Genomic DNA, 14,390 nt, shown 5'->3' on the forward strand with positions numbered 1-14,390 from the left:
AACTCTCGTGGCCGCCCGCCAGTCGAGAGGCCACCATCCGCGGGCACCCCGGCCACCCGGCATACGTCCTGGGTCACGTGAGATGGGCAACGTTCGAGCCTTGGGCGGCAGCGAGTCCGCCTCGCGCGGATACGCTCGGCGCCATGGCTGACAGCACTGGCGCGCGCTCCGAGTCCGACCTGCCGATCGAGTCGGTCTACGACGCCTCGGCCCTGGCCGGCTTCGACCCGGAGAGCAGGCTCGGCGCGCCCGGCCGGTACCCGTTCACGCGCGGGGTGTACCCGAGCATGTACACCGGCAAGCCGTGGACGATGCGCCAGTACGCCGGCTTCGGCACCGCGAAGGAGAGCAACGAGCGCTACCACCAGCTCGTCCAGGCCGGGACCGGCGGGCTGTCGGTCGCGTTCGACCTGCCGACCCAGATGGGCTACGACTCCGACGAGCCGATCGCGCACGGCGAGGTCGGCAAGGTCGGTGTCGCGATCGACAGCCTCGATGACATGCGCACCCTGTTCGACGGGCTGCCGCTGGACAAGATCTCGACGTCGATGACGATCAACGCGCCCGGTTCGACGCTGCTGCTGCTCTACCAGCTCGTCGCCGAGGAGCAGGGCGTGCCCGGCGAGCAGCTGACCGGCACGATCCAGAACGACGTGCTCAAGGAGTACATCGCCCGCGGCACCTACATCTACCCGCCGCGCGCGTCGCTGCGCCTGGTCGCGGACGTGTTCGCGTACTGCCACAAGGAGATGCCGCGCTGGAACACCATCTCCATCAGCGGCTACCACATGGCCGAGGCCGGTGCCACGCCCGTGCAGGAGATCGCGTTCACCCTGGCCAACGCGATCGAGTACGTCCGGGCCGCGCAGGCCGCCGGCCTCGACGTCGACGACTTCGCGCCACGCCTGTCGTTCTTCTTCGTCGCCCGCACCACCCTGCTCGAGGAGGTCGCCAAGTTCCGCGCCGCCCGCCGCATCTGGGCGCGGATCATGAAGGAGGACTTCGGCGCGACCAACCCGAAGAGCCAGATGCTGCGCTTCCACACCCAGACCGCCGGCGTCCAGCTCACCGCGCAGCAGCCGGAGGTCAACCTCGTCCGCGTCGCCCTGCAGGGCCTGGGCGCCGTCCTGGGCGGCACCCAGTCGCTGCACACCAACAGCTTCGACGAGGCCATCGCGCTGCCCACCGAGAAGGCCGCCCGGCTCGCGCTGCGCACCCAGCAGGTCATCGCCTACGAGACCGACGTGACCAAGACCGTCGACCCGTTCGCCGGCTCCTACGTCATCGAGTCGATGACCGACGAGATCGAGGCCGCCGCGCTCGCCCTGATCCAGGCCGTCGAGGACAAGGGCGGCGCCGTCGCGGCGATCGAGCAGGGCTTCCAGAAGTCCGAGATCGAGCGCTCCGCGTACCGCGTGCAGCTGCAGATCGACGGCGGCGAACGCACCGTCGTCGGAGTCAACCGGTTCACCCTCGAGCAGGAGGAGCGCTACGAACCGCTGCGCGTCGACCCGACGATCGAGCAGGAGCAACGCGAGCGCCTCGCCGCCCTGCGCGCCGAGCGCGACCAGGACGCCGTCACCGCCGCGCTCACCCGCCTGAAGGACGCCGCCCGCGGCACCGACAACGTCCTCTACCCGATGAAGGACGCCCTCGCCGCCCGCGCCACCGGGGGCGAGGTCGCCCACGCCCTGCGCGAGGTCTGGGGCACCTACCAACCCCGCGAGACCTTCTGACGGCACCGGTCCAAGCGGCCGGAACGACGCGACGGTCAGGCCGTCTGGACCCGGTTGACAGGCCTCGTTCCGGTCACTCGGCCCGTCCGCGTCCGTCGCAGTCCCTGCGCGCGTCGCAGATCGACGGCGGCTTCCATCACGCTGCGCACCACGTCGGGTTGGTACATGACCTGCTCCCAGGTGAACCTGAGGACGATCCAGTCACGGACGGTCAGCGCGTTGTAGCGTCGGCAGTCGCGGTCGAAGTCCTTGCGGTTCGAGTGGAACTCGTGGCTGTCCGCCTCGAGCACGATGCGCAGGTCCGCGTCGGCCAGATCGACCCTGGCGTAGAAGTCGTCGTACCTGATGCGGCTCTGCGGCTCGACCACGAGACCCTTGACCTCCAAGGCGATCGCCCGCAGCGTCGACTCGAACGGGTTGGCGGCCCGTGGGTTCGAGCGGCTGACGACGCGAGTCACCTTGTCCCGCTGCCGGGGTGAGAGCCAGGCCGCCCGCTCCGTCACGTCCGCGAGGCGCTGCCCTGCCGCTCGGGCCGAGTCGACGACCGAGAGTGCCTCGTCGAACGGCAGGTCCAGGCAGCAGTCGATCACGGTTCGCACCGGGGTCGTGACCCAGCGATCGGCGACGTCGTCGGCGTCGAGGTCACGCCAGTGCAGCACCACACCGTCCGAGGCGCCGGAGGTCAGGCTGCGTTTGCGCCGCACGGTCACGTGCGCTTCTCAGGCACCGTCTTGACCTTCCAGCCCCAGTGCAGCGCGGCGGTGAGGTGTGATGCCGCCCCGCTCAGGGCATGTGCCGCCGCTCGGGCCGCGTCAGTGGCCGCGAGGCTGTAATGCCCTCGCGAGGTCCGCACGATCCGTCCTGCGGCCAAGGCGGCGTCGACGTGGCGCCAGTGCACGACAGCGATCCGCAGCTGCTGCATCGTCGCCGTGCCACCGAGCCGGATGAGGACCTTCTCCGCGCGCATGTGCTGATCGTCCCCACTCGTGAGCGGGGGGCACTGTCGTCATCCACAGGGGACGAGCGACCGGAACGGGGTCGAGAATCGGCGCTGTCCGCCCCTTTGTGGGGTTCGTTCCGGCCACGACGACCGGCGTATGCCGTCTAGCTGGGGCGCGCGCCGACGCGTGCCGCCGCCGCGCTGCCGGCCGCCACCCCGGCGCGTAGGGCCGCGGCACGGTCCTGGCCGCGCAGCCAGGCCGACAGGAGCCCGGCGTTGAAGGCGTCGCCGCACCCGGTGGCGTCGACGTTCTCGACGGCGGGTGCCTCAGCGGTCTCGTCCACACCGTCGCCGACCCAGCGCGCCCCGCCGGCGCCGTAGGTCGCGACGACCTCGCTCGTGTGCCCGAGGATCGCCGCGAGCCCGCCGAGCGCGGCAACCTCGTTCTCGTTGGGCAGCAGCAGGTCCACGCCGTCGACCCACGACAGGAAGGTGTCCACGCCCTCGCGCTCGATGAGCGCGGGCGACTGCGGGTCGACCGACGTCGTCCAGCCGAGCGCCCGCGCCTGGCGCAGCGACTCGAGCCCGGCCTCGCGTGACCCGGCGTCGAACAGGACGTAGCCGCTGAGGTGCAGGTGCGGCCGCGGATCGAGCGGGAGGCCCAGCGACTCGAGATCCACGTCGGCCACCGAGAAGGCCTTGTTGGCACCGCGGTCGGGGAACATCGTCCGGTCGCCGTGGGCGTCGAGCAGGATGACGACCATGCAGGTCGGCAGGGCAGGGTCGACCGCGAAGGCGCACTCGACGCCCTCGGCCTCGAGCTCGCGGCGGCACGTCGTGCCTGCGGCGTCGTCGCCGACCCGCGCGACGAGCGTCACCTCGGCCCCGAGCCCCGCCAGCCACGAGGCGGAGTTGCCGCCCGCGCCGCCGGGCACGAGAGCGACCGCCGACGGCGTGTCGGAGTGCCACCGGATGTCGCCGGACGGGCGGGTGATGACGTCGAGCCCGACGTCACCGACGACGACGACCGGCCGGGAGATCACGGCGCCGCCGTGGGAGCGGACTCGGGAGCGGACGTGGGAGCGGAAGCGGAGGTGGAGACCGGCGCCACGATCGAGAGCCGCGCGACCTCCGCAGCCACCTCACCGGCGAGCCGGGCGTTCGACAGGACGAGCTCGACGTTGGCGCGCAGCGACTCGCCACCCGAGCTGTCGTGGAAGTACTCGAGCAGCCGTGGCGTGACGTCCTTGCCGTGCACGCCCTCGCGCTGCAGCAGGGCGAGCCCCTCGGTGACGAGGCGGTCGTGCAGGTCCCGGTCGACCTGCCGCTCGGCCGGCAGCGGGTTCGCGAGCACGACGCCCGCGGTATCCGTCCCGAGGCGGTCACGGGTCACGACCACGCGGGCCGCCTCCTCGGCCGACTCGACCCGCCACGGCACGGCGTGCCCCGAGTCCGACAGGTAGAAGCCCGGGAACGCGTCCGTCCGGTAGCCCAGCACCGGCACCGACAGCGTCTCGAGGTACTCCAGCGTCCCCGCCACGTCGAGGATCGACTTCACGCCGGCACAGACGACGAGGACCGGTGTCGACGCGATGACGCCGAGGTCCGCCGACACGTCGAAGGTCTCGGACGCGCCGCGGTGGACGCCCCCGAGCCCGCCGGTCGCGAAGACGCGGATGCCGGCGAGGTGCGCCAGGGCCGACGTCGAGGCGACCGTCGTGGCGCCCGAGCGCCCCAGCGCCGCCGCCACGCCGACGTCGCGGACCGACAGCTTGGCGATCTCGGGGTCGGTGCACACCCGCTCGACCTCCGCGGCCCCCAGGCCCACGTGGACGATGCCGTCGAGCAGCGCGATCGTCGCCGGCACCGAGCCCCCGGCCCGCACCGCAGCCTCGATCCGGGCGGCGATCTCGATGTTGTCGGGGTGGGGGAGACCGTGGGCGAGGATCGTGCTCTCGAGGGCGACCACGCCGACTCCGGCGTCGAGGGCCTCGCGCACCTCCTCGTGGACGACGAGCAGGTCGGAGGAGGGGAGACGCTGCGACATGGCCGTCACCCTAGTTGCGTCCTCGGCCTCGACCGTTCCGGGGGCACGCGGCGCACTCGCGCATCCCGGGCAGCGCGTAGATGAAGCAGCACGACACACGGGTCGGCTCGGGACCGACGCTCTCGCCGGCCGCACCGCGAGCACGCCGCACCGCGGTGTCCCACATGTCCGTGACGACGCCCCAGCGTTGCCGCGAGCCCATCCGCACATCGGGTGCGTACGCAGCCACGACCTCCGTGACGAGCCCGAGGTATGCCGTGTGGCCGCGTTCCAGACGCCGCCCCGGCTCGGGCTCGACGGCCAGCTCGACGCCGGCCGGCTCGACGACGATCCGGTGCGGGTTGAGGCCGGCGGCCAGCTCGAAACCCAGCCCCGCGCCCGAGGGCACGAGCACCCACGGACCGAGCGCGGCGGCATACGCGATCGGGGTGGCGACGACCTCGCACCACCACTGGAGCACGAAGGCGGCGGGCACGTGCCCCTTGACCCGCTCGCCGTGACGCTGTTCCAGCTGCGCGAGCAGGGCGGCACGCCAGGGCGCGAGCGGGTCGGAGCCCGCCCTGACGTGGGCCACGACGTCTCCGCACCAGACGGTCGCGGTGGAGGGCGCGCACGTCAGCGTCGTGAAGGGCAGCGCGCGGTCGACGACTCCGACGACGTGACGCACCGCGTCCTCGCCCAGCCGTGTGCCGGCGTCCACCTCATCCATGGTGCCTTCGTCCCTCGTCGCTCATCGGTTTCGTCCCAGGGTCGTGCCCGGCCCGCCGGCGCGGACCTACGACATCCTCTGGCTAGACTCCCGTACTCGTGACCGACCGCTCCCTCTCGCTGCCCTTCGAGGCCATCGCCCGAACCGTCGAGCAGCACGCCTCGGAGCTGGTCACCATCCGGCGTGACCTGCACCTGCACCCCGAGCTCGGACGCGGCGAGGTCCGTACGACAGCGGTCATCGGGGAGCGTCTGGAGCGCGCCGGGATCAGCGTGCGCCGGCTGCGCGGCACCGGCCTCGTCGCCGACATCGGCCCGAGCAGCCCGGGACACCGCATCGCGCTGCGTGCCGACATCGACGCGCTGCCGATCCGCGAGCAGACCGGCCTCGAGTTCGCGTCGCAGACCGACGGTGTCAGCCACTCGTGTGGCCACGACGTCCACACGACCGCGCTCATCGGCGCCGCCCTCGCCCTCAAGCAGGCCGAGGCCCGCCTCGCCACCGCCGGCGTCGCCGCGCGCCTCGTCTTCCAGCCCGCCGAGGAGCTCATGCCCGGCGGCGCCGAGGACGTCGTCGCGCAGGAGGGGCTCGTCGGCGTCGACCGCATCTTCGCGCTCCACTGTGACCCGAGCCTCGACGCGGGCGAGGTGGGCCTGCGTGTCGGTGCCATCACGGCGGCCGCCGACCAGGTCGAGGTGACGTTGTCGGGCCGGGGCGGCCACACGTCGCGCCCGCACCTGACGCAGGACCTGACGTACGCCCTGGCCAAGGTCGTGACGGACGTCCCCGCGGTGCTCTCCCGTCGCCTCGACCCGCGTGCGAGCGCCGCGCTCGTGTGGGGGTCGATCCACTCGGGCGGCGCGGCCAACGTCATCCCGTCCTCGGGCAAGGTCAGCGGCACGCTGCGCATGCTCGATGCCGCCATCTGGGAGGGCGTCGAGCGCCTCCTCGAGGCCGTCGTCCACGAGGTCGTCAAGCCGTATGCGGTGCAGGCGGACGTCACGATCACGAAGGGCGTGCCACCGGTCGTCAACGACGCCGGCTGCATCGACGCGTTCACCGCAGCGGTGACGGGTGCGGGAGCCTTCGTCACGTCGACGCCGCAGTCGCTCGGCGGCGAGGACTTCGCGTGGTACCTGACGCACGTCCCGGGGGCCATGGCGCGCCTCGGTACCCGTGCCCCTGGTGGCCCCACGTACGACCTGCACCGCGGAGACCTCGTCATCGACGAGGCCGCGATCGGGGTCGGTGCCCGCACCCTGGCCGGTGTCGTGTTCTCCGCCGCGGCCCAGCTGGCCGGCACGCCGTCGCTCGGTGGCGTCTCTCCTCTGAGTGCGGTCGCGGATCGGTAACACTTCCTGCGACTTGCCCTGACGTGCTCAGATCTTGTCGCGTCCGGGTCTACAGTTCCGTGCATCTGGGCCGATGTCGTCGTCGGCCCGTCGGAACATAAGGAGCAAACCTTGCGTCACGCAACCAAGGTCGCGGCGGTCGTCGCGGCTGCCGCGCTCGGCCTGACGGCCTGCGGCAGCAGCGACAACAACACCCCCGCGGGCAACGGCACCGCCCCCGCTGGCGGCACGAGCTCGGCCCCTGCCGGCGAGAAGATCGTCGTCGGCATCGGCTACGGCGTGGGCGGTCGCGGAGACCAGTCCTTCAACGCCTCGGCCGCTGTGGGCCTCGACAAGGCCAAGACCGACCTCGGTGTCACGTACAAGGAGGCCACCCAGGTCAACGGTGAGCCGCAGGCCGCCACCGAGGAGCGTCTCCAGCAGTTCATCGACGCCGGCGCGACGCACGTCATCGGTGTCGGCTTCGCCTACGCGAAGGCACTGGGCAAGGTCGCCAAGGCCAACCCCGACGTCCACTTCGCGATCATCGACGACGCGTCGCCCGACTCGGCCGGCCCCAACGTCGCCCAGCTGACCTTCGCCGAGGAGCAGGGCTCCTTCCTCGTCGGTGCGGCCGCCGCCCTCAAGTCGAAGACCAACACGGTCGGCTTCGTCGGTGGTGTCGGTGTCGACCTCATCAAGAAGTTCGAGGCCGGGTTCATTGCCGGCGCCAAGGCCGCCAACCCCTCCGTCGCCGTGAAGAGCCAGTACCTGTCGCAGCCGCCGGACTTCTCGGGCTTCAACGACCCGGCCAAGGGCAAGACGGCCGCCGAGGGCCTCTTCCAGGGTGGCGCCGACGTCGTCTACCACGCTGCTGGTGGCTCGGGTTCCGGTGTCTTCACGGCCGCGAAGGCGGCGGGCAAGCTGGCCATCGGTGTCGACTCCGACCAGGCGCTGACCGCGACGCCGGACGTCCGCGACGTCATCCTCACCTCGATGGTCAAGAAGGTCGACGTGGCCGTCTACGACTTCCTGAAGTCGGGCTCCGAGGGCAACGACATCACGGGCAACAAGGTCTACGACCTCAAGGCCGGCGGTGTGGACTTCGCGACCACCGGTGGCAAGGTCGACGACATCAAGGCGAAGATCGACGAGTTCAAGGCCAAGATCATCTCGGGCGAGATCACCGTCCCGACGAAGCCCTGACCTGCCCTGCAGCAAATCCCTGACAGGGGCGACACGGCCCGTACGGCGCGGTAGCGTCGTCGCGGGCCGTGTCCGTCCCCGGCTGTGCGCCGCTGACCACCTTCTGCCCGGACCTCCGGGCCCGGACGAGGAGTTGTCGCCATCACCGCTGAAGCACCCGAGCGGCCAGCCGCTTCGAGACCCGCCGAGTATGCCGTCCAGCTCGAGGGCATCACCAAGCGCTTTCCCGGCGTGGTGGCCAACAAGGACGTCAGCTTCAAGGTCAGGCGCGGCACCGTCCATGCGATCGTCGGTGAGAACGGCGCCGGCAAGTCGACGCTGATGAAGATCCTCTACGGCGTGCAACGGCCCGACGAGGGGACGATCGAGGTCGACGGCCGCGTCGTGAACCTCCACTCGCCGTCCGACGCCATCCGTGAGGGCATCGGCATGGTGTTCCAGCACTTCCAGCTCGCCGACAACTTCACCGTCCTCGAGAACGTCGTGCTCGGCGCCGAGAAGCTGCACGGCATCGGTGACGCGGCCCGCGCCAAGATCCGCGAGATCTCCACGGCGTACGGCCTCAACGTCGAACCCGACGCGCTGGTCGCCGACCTCGGCGTCGGGGCCCGCCAGCGCATCGAGATCCTCAAGGTCCTCTACCGCGGCGCCCGCATCATCATCCTCGACGAGCCCACGGCCGTGCTCGTCCCGCAGGAGGTCGACGAGCTGTTCGACAACCTGCGTGAGCTGAAGTCCGAGGGCCTCACCGTCCTGTTCATCTCGCACAAGCTCGACGAGGTGCTCTCGGTCGCCGACTCGATCACCGTCATCCGGCGCGGCACCACCGTCGACACCGTCGACCCGCGGTCGGTCAACGCCCGCCAGCTCGCCGAGCTCATGGTCGGGGCTGAGCTGCCGACGCCGCAGACCGAGGAGTCCACGGTCACCGACCGCGTCGTGCTGCGCACCGAGGACGTCGTGCTCGCGGGTGCCGGCGAGGGCCGCAACGTGCTCGACGGGATCAGCCTGACGATCCACGCGGGCGAGGTCCTCGGCATCGCGGGCGTCGAGGGCAACGGCCAGGCCGAGCTCGTCGAGGTCATCATGGGCATGCGTGAGCCGACCTCCGGCCTGGTCCACCTCGGCGACACCGACATCTCCGACTGGGGCACCCGCGAGATCCGCGAGGCGGGTGTCGCCTACATCCCGGAGGACCGGCACCGGCACGCCCTGCTGCTCGAGGCGCCGCTCTGGGAGAACCGCATGCTCGGTCACCAGACGGAGGAGCCCAACGTGAAGGGCATCCTCATCAACGCGTCCGGCGCCAAGGCCGACACGGAGCGCATCGTCAAGGAGTTCGACGTGCGCACGCCGTCGATCCACGTCAAGGCGGGCTCTCTGTCCGGTGGCAACCAGCAGAAGCTGATCATCGGGCGCGAGATGAGCCACTCGCCCAAGGTCCTCGTCGCGGCCCACCCCACCCGTGGTGTCGACGTCGGCGCCCAGGCCAGCATCTGGGACATCATCCGCCAGGCCCGCCGGGACGGCCTCGCCGTCCTGCTCATCTCGGCGGACCTCGAGGAGCTCATCGGCCTGTCCGACACCATCCAGGTGATCCTGCGCGGCAGGCTCACCGGCACCTTCGACCCCGACACGGTCTCGGCCGAGGACCTCGGTGCGGCGATGACGGGGGCCGCCTCGCAAGGCGCCCCGCCCGAGGCTCCCGAGACCGATGCCCCGCGGGGCGAGGCACCGACGGAGGGCCCGCGATGACCCGCCTCAGCCCGCGCCGGCTCCTGCTCGGCGTCGCGGCGCCCGCCCTCGCGCTCGTCGTGGCGTTCGTCGTCACGTCCGCGATTCTGCTGGCGCTCGGAGACCCCGTCGGTGAGGTGTGGTCGACGATCCTGTCCTCGCCGCGTCCCCGGCAGTTCGTCCAGATCATCAACGCCGCCACGGTCTACTACCTGTCCGCGGTCGCCGTCGCCGTCGGCTTCCGGATGAACCTCTTCAACATCGGCGTCGACGGCCAGTACCGGGTCGCGGCCTTCGCCGGTGCGCTCTTCGCCGGCCAGGCGTGGTTCCCCGGACCGGTCAACATCCTGCTGACGATCGTCGTCGCGATGGCTGCGGGCGGCCTCTGGGCGAGCATCGCGGCGTACCTCAAGGTGAAGCGCGGCATCTCCGAGGTCATCAGCACGATCATGCTCAACGCGATCGCCACCGGTGTCGTGCAGTGGCTCCTGCTCAAGGTCGCGGTCAAGCAGCAGGGCAGCAACACCATCTCGACGGAGCCCATCCCCGCGTCCAACGAGCTCGAGGGCCTCGGCCTCATCCCCGGTGCGACCAACAAGGTCTACACCCTCATCGTGCTCGCGATCATCGTCGGCCTCGCGTACTGGTTCGTCATCAACAAGACCCGCTTCGGGTACGACCTGCGTGCCACCGGCCGCTCGGAGTCCGCGGCCGTCGCGAGCGGCGTCAAGGTGCCTCGCATGGTCGTGACGACGATGGTCACCTCCGGCGCCCTCGCCGGCCTGATCGGCATGCCGCTGCTGTTCGGCCAGGACCACAGCTACGGCACGACGTTCCAGTCCGGTCTCGGGTTCGCCGGCATCGGCATCGCGCTGCTCGGCCGCAACCACCCGATCGGCATCGGCGTGGCGGCCCTGCTGTGGTCGTTCCTCGACGTCCAGAGCAACGCCCTGCAGATCCGGGCGGGCGTCGCCTCCGAGGTCGTCTTCATCATCCAGGGCGTGATCCTCTTCGCCGTCGTCATCGCCTACGAGCTCATCCGCCGGGTCGAGGTCCGACTCGAGCAGCAGCGCGTGGCCCGGGAGCTGGCCGCGTCGAGATCCGACACACCGGCCGTGGAAGGAGCCCCGGCATGAGCGCCGCCGGACTCGAGGTGGGCACCCAGAAGGTCACCACCGGACCAACCCGACGTCTGAAGCTCTCGCCGCTCCAGTGGGCCGTCGTGGGCCTCGGGGCCGTGCTCGTCCTGTCGGTGCTGCGCGTCGTCAGCGGCGCCAACGACGTCGACTCCTCGGGCCTGCTCATCGCGGCCTTCGGCCTCGCGGTCCCGATCGCACTCGCCGGTCTCGGCGGCCTGTGGTCCGAGCGAGCGGGCGTCGTCAACATCGGGCTCGAGGGAATGATGATCCTCGGCACGTGGGGCGCGGGCTTCCTCGGCTACCACATGGGCCCGTGGATGGGCCTCGTCGGTGCGGTCATGGGCGGCGCCGTCGGTGCCGTCATCCATGCCGTCGCCACCGTGACGTTCGGTGTCGACCACATCGTCTCGGGTGTCGCGCTCAACATCGTCGCGCTGGGCTTCGCCAAGTACCTCTCGGTCCGCTTCTTCAGCACGCTGCCCGGAGGTGGCCCGACGCAGTCGCCACCGTTGCCGCAGCTGCCTACGTTCTCCCTTCCCGGAGTGTCCGACGGGCTCGCGAGCATCGAGTCGAACCACTGGTTCTTCGTGTCCGACCTCGCAGGGGTACTCCGGGCCCTGTGCACCAACGTCAACGTCCTGACGATCATCGCCGTGCTGCTCTTCGTCGCCACCTGGTGGATCCTGTGGCGCACCGCCTTCGGTCTGCGTCTGCGGTCCGTCGGCGAGTCCCCGGTCGCGGCCGAGTCCCTCGGCGTCAACGTCATCCGCTACAAGTTCGTCGCGGTCCTCATCTCGGGCGGCCTGGCCGGTCTCGGTGGCGGTTTCCTCGCCCTCGTCGCCGCCAATGTCTTCCGCGACGGACAGACCGGTGGCCGTGGCTACATCGGCCTCGCGGCGATGATCTTCGGCAACTGGCGTCCGGGCGGTCTGCTCGCCGGATCGGCTCTCTTCGGCTACACCGATGCGGCGTACCTGCGCGGTGGCGGCACCACGGTCCACGCGTTCCTGCTGCTGTTCGCGGTCCTGCTCGTCGGCATCGGCATCTGGCAGCTCGTACGCCGCGCTCGACGCACCCAGGGCATCCTCGCGATCGTCGTCGGCGTGCTCGTCGCCGTCTGGTACTTCGCCACGGACGCGGTCCCGGCCGAGCTGTCGGGCACGACTCCATACGTCACGACGCTGCTCGTCCTCGCCTTCGCGTCGCAACGACTGCGAATGCCGGCCGCCGACGGCCAGATCTACCGCAAGGGGGAGGGCCAGTAGTGACGACAGACGCCCCGAGCCCGAATGCCGCCGAGTCGCCCGAGGACGTGCCCCCGCCTTCGGCGGTCGACTGGGAGTCCCTGCGTGTGCGTGCGGTCGCGCTCATGGAGCGCGCGTACGCGCCGTACTCCCACTTCCCGGTCGGCGTGGCGGGTCTCGTCGACGACGGCCGCGTGGTCGTGGGCTGCAACGTGGAGAACGCCGCCTACGGGGTCGATCTGTGCGCCGAGTGCGGGATGGTCTCCGAGCTGCACGCGACCGGCGGAGGCCGGCTCACGGCGGTGTTCTGCGTCGGCGCTGACGGGCTGCCCCTGATGCCGTGCGGCCGCTGCCGGCAGCTGCTCTGGGAGAACGGCGGCCCGGAGTGCCTGCTCATGACGCCGGAGGGCGTGCTGCCCATGTCGGCCGTCCTGCCGCAGGCGTTCGGACCCGACGACCTGAACCGCGGGAGCTCAAGGCCGTGATCAAGGCAGTGAACGGCACGCGTCCCCGTGTTCCGACAGATCCGCGCGCATGGGTGAGGATGACCATGTGAGCGAAGCCTTCGATGCCGTAGACGTCATTTCCGCCAAGCGCGATCGGGCCGAGCTGTCGGACGCCCAGATCGACTGGGTCATCGACGCGTACACCCGTGGCGTCGTCGCCGACGAGCAGATGTCGGCGCTCGCCATGGCGATCTACCTCAACGGCATGAACCCGCGTGAGATCGCACGCTGGGCCGACGCGATGATCCGGTCGGGAGAGCGGCTCGACTTCTCGGGCCTGTCCCGCCCGACGAGCGACAAGCACTCGACCGGCGGCGTCGGCGACAAGATCACGCTTCCGCTCGCGCCGATCGTCGCCGCCTGCGGCGTCGCCGTGCCGCAGCTGTCCGGTCGCGGGCTCGGTCACACCGGGGGCACCCTCGACAAGCTCGAGTCGATCCCCGGGTGGCGAGCCGACCTGACGAACGAGCAGATGATGCGCCAGCTCGAGGACGTCGGGGCGGTCATCTGCGCGGCCGGCCCGGGCCTGGCCCCCGCGGACAAGAAGCTGTACGCGTTGCGTGACGTGACGGGGACGGTCTCGTGCGTCCCACTCATCGCGACCTCGATCATGAGCAAGAAGATCGCCGAGGGCACCGGTTCCCTCGTGCTCGACGTCAAGGTCGGCTCGGGCGCCTTCATGAAGGAGCTCGGCCAGGCCCGCGAGCTCGCCGAGACGATGGTGCGCCTCGGCACCGATGCGGGTGTGCGCACCGTCGCGCTGCTGACCAACATGGAGACGCCGCTCGGGCTCACGGCCGGAAACGCGCTCGAGGTGCGCGAGTCGGTCGAGGTGCTTGCGGGTGGTGGCCCCGGCGATGTCGTCGAGCTGACGCTGGCACTGGCCCGCGAGATGGTGGCCGGCGCAGGACGCGACGACGTCGACCCCGCCGACGTGATCGCGGACGGTCGCGCCATGGACGTCTGGCGCCGGATGATCCGGGCGCAGGGTGGCGACCCGGACGCCGACCTGCCTGTCGCGAAGGAGACGCACCACGTCCTCGCCCCGGCCGACGGGGTGCTGGTGCAGCTCGATGCGCTGGCCGTCGGCGTGGCCGCGTGGCGTCTGGGTGCCGGACGCGCACGCAAGGAGGATCCTGTGCAGGCGGGCGCCGGCGTCGAGCTGCACCACAAGCCCGGTGCGACGGTGCGTGGGGGAGAACCCCTGATGACGTTGCACACCGACGAGCCGGGGCGCTTCGAGCGGGCTCTCGAGGCGCTCGAGGGTGGTTTCACCATCGCTCCCGAGGGATCGCGGCCGGACCTGCCGGCGATCGTCATCGACCGTGTCTCCTGACGGGTTGGGCGCCGACGGCGTCTGGTGAGCCTCGAATGCGGCGTTTGCGCAGGTCAGCGGCCTGCGGGGCGCCGGCAGTGGAGTCCTGGAAGAGCCGATTTGTGTTTCTCGGCGGGGCCGGGCTAATGTTCTCTTCGTCAGCCCGACAGGGAGGAACGGACGCCACCGCGGCGGTGAGAGATCACCGAGCGAAGTTGGCCGGTCCCGGGGCTGGTACCCAAAGCACACAGGTCGGCCGTTTCGGTCCGGCTCTCTGGGCTGCGGGTCCGCCATCTGCGCGGGTCAAGCTCAGGACGGCTCCTCGGAGCCGAAAGCGAGTTTGACTGGCACAGGGCCGGCGGGTAAGTTTGAAGGGTTGCCCCGGAGGCCTCCTCGGTGAGGTGGTTGATGGTGTGTGTCCGATTCTTGAGAACTCAACAGCGTGTCAAAAATCGATGCCAATTACCTCGTTTTGGGGCTTTG

The 14,390-nt window shown here is 70.7% G+C and carries 13 protein-coding genes; 8 read left to right on the forward strand and 5 right to left on the reverse strand.

Going from position 1 to position 14,390, the window contains the following annotated elements; translation table 11 throughout:
* Nucleotides 1–143 precede the first annotated feature (143 nt).
* Entirely contained in the window at nucleotides 144–1,736 is a 1,593-nt protein-coding gene (locus ACFQU3_RS04315; RefSeq protein WP_385907023.1) for a methylmalonyl-CoA mutase, read from the forward strand.
* A gap of 35 nt (nucleotides 1,737–1,771) precedes the next feature.
* Here the strand turns inward: ACFQU3_RS04315 and ACFQU3_RS04320 are convergent, their stop codons facing one another.
* From ACFQU3_RS04320 to ACFQU3_RS04340, 5 genes are all read right to left on the reverse strand, one after another.
* Nucleotides 1,772–2,446 carry an endonuclease domain-containing protein gene (locus tag ACFQU3_RS04320; RefSeq protein WP_385907026.1) on the reverse strand — a complete coding sequence of 225 codons (675 nt, stop codon included), beginning with the start codon at nucleotides 2,444–2,446 and terminating at the stop codon, nucleotides 1,772–1,774.
* Nucleotides 2,443–2,703: a hypothetical protein gene (locus tag ACFQU3_RS04325; RefSeq protein ID WP_385907029.1), complete on the reverse strand. Its 261-nt coding sequence runs from the start codon at nucleotides 2,701–2,703 to the stop codon at nucleotides 2,443–2,445. Before ACFQU3_RS04325 ends, ACFQU3_RS04320 begins: the two co-directional genes overlap by 4 nt.
* A 137-nt stretch (nucleotides 2,704–2,840) precedes the next feature.
* A complete protein-coding gene (locus tag ACFQU3_RS04330; RefSeq protein ID WP_385907032.1) occupies nucleotides 2,841–3,719 on the reverse strand; it encodes a carbohydrate kinase family protein in 879 nt (292 codons plus the stop codon).
* A complete protein-coding gene (locus ACFQU3_RS04335; protein ID WP_385907035.1) occupies nucleotides 3,716–4,723 on the reverse strand; it encodes a pseudouridine-5'-phosphate glycosidase in 1,008 nt (335 codons plus the stop codon). The genes ACFQU3_RS04330 and ACFQU3_RS04335 overlap by 4 nt, the downstream gene beginning before the upstream one ends.
* 10 nt (nucleotides 4,724–4,733) lie before the next feature.
* Nucleotides 4,734–5,432, reverse strand: a complete 699-nt coding sequence (locus tag ACFQU3_RS04340) for a (2Fe-2S)-binding protein (protein WP_385907038.1) — start codon at nucleotides 5,430–5,432, stop codon at nucleotides 4,734–4,736.
* 98 nt (nucleotides 5,433–5,530) lie between these two features.
* Here ACFQU3_RS04340 and ACFQU3_RS04345 point away from each other — a divergent pair, with 98 nt between their 5' ends.
* The 7 genes from ACFQU3_RS04345 to ACFQU3_RS04375 all read left to right on the forward strand — a co-directional run bounded on the left by ACFQU3_RS04345 (nucleotide 5,531) and on the right by ACFQU3_RS04375 (nucleotide 13,928).
* Nucleotides 5,531–6,784 (forward strand): amidohydrolase, encoded by a 1,254-nt coding sequence (locus ACFQU3_RS04345; RefSeq protein WP_385907041.1) that lies wholly within the window; start codon nucleotides 5,531–5,533, stop codon nucleotides 6,782–6,784.
* 111 nt (nucleotides 6,785–6,895) lie between these two features.
* Nucleotides 6,896–7,969: a BMP family protein gene (locus ACFQU3_RS04350; RefSeq protein ID WP_385907043.1), complete on the forward strand. Its 1,074-nt coding sequence runs from the start codon at nucleotides 6,896–6,898 to the stop codon at nucleotides 7,967–7,969.
* 234 nt (nucleotides 7,970–8,203) lie between these two features.
* On the forward strand, nucleotides 8,204–9,724 hold the full coding sequence (locus ACFQU3_RS04355; protein WP_385907055.1) for an ABC transporter ATP-binding protein: 1,521 nt from the start codon (nucleotides 8,204–8,206) through the stop codon (nucleotides 9,722–9,724).
* The gene (locus tag ACFQU3_RS04360) at nucleotides 9,721–10,839 is read left to right on the forward strand and encodes an ABC transporter permease (protein WP_385907046.1); all 1,119 of its coding nucleotides are present in this window, start codon (nucleotides 9,721–9,723) and stop codon (nucleotides 10,837–10,839) included. The genes ACFQU3_RS04355 and ACFQU3_RS04360 overlap by 4 nt, the downstream gene beginning before the upstream one ends.
* Nucleotides 10,836–12,107, forward strand: coding sequence for an ABC transporter permease (locus tag ACFQU3_RS04365; RefSeq protein ID WP_385907049.1), 1,272 nt, complete (start codon nucleotides 10,836–10,838; stop codon nucleotides 12,105–12,107). Before ACFQU3_RS04360 ends, ACFQU3_RS04365 begins: the two co-directional genes overlap by 4 nt.
* A 47-nt stretch (nucleotides 12,108–12,154) precedes the next feature.
* Nucleotides 12,155–12,571 (forward strand): cytidine deaminase, encoded by a 417-nt coding sequence (locus ACFQU3_RS04370; RefSeq protein ID WP_385907058.1) that lies wholly within the window; start codon nucleotides 12,155–12,157, stop codon nucleotides 12,569–12,571.
* A gap of 67 nt (nucleotides 12,572–12,638) precedes the next feature.
* A complete protein-coding gene (locus ACFQU3_RS04375; protein WP_385907052.1) occupies nucleotides 12,639–13,928 on the forward strand; it encodes a thymidine phosphorylase in 1,290 nt (429 codons plus the stop codon).
* Nucleotides 13,929–14,390: the final 462 nt, after the last annotated feature.

Source organism: Terrabacter sp. GCM10028922, assembly GCF_042666095.1.
Lineage (GTDB): Bacteria > Actinomycetota > Actinomycetes > Actinomycetales > Dermatophilaceae > Terrabacter.

Excerpts from the sequence above, each read along its gene's own strand:
- ACFQU3_RS04360 (WP_385907046.1), top strand. The coding sequence starts at position 9,721 with ATGACCCGCCTCAGCCCGCGCCGGCTCCTGCTCGGCGTCGCGGCGCCC.
- ACFQU3_RS04335 (WP_385907035.1), bottom strand. The coding sequence starts at position 4,723 with ATGTCGCAGCGTCTCCCCTCCTCCGACCTGCTCGTCGTCCACGAGGAG.
- ACFQU3_RS04315 (WP_385907023.1), top strand. The coding sequence starts at position 144 with ATGGCTGACAGCACTGGCGCGCGCTCCGAGTCCGACCTGCCGATCGAG.
- ACFQU3_RS04365 (WP_385907049.1), top strand. The coding sequence starts at position 10,836 with ATGAGCGCCGCCGGACTCGAGGTGGGCACCCAGAAGGTCACCACCGGA.
- ACFQU3_RS04325 (WP_385907029.1), bottom strand. The coding sequence starts at position 2,703 with ATGCGCGCGGAGAAGGTCCTCATCCGGCTCGGTGGCACGGCGACGATG.
- ACFQU3_RS04340 (WP_385907038.1), bottom strand. The coding sequence starts at position 5,432 with ATGGATGAGGTGGACGCCGGCACACGGCTGGGCGAGGACGCGGTGCGT.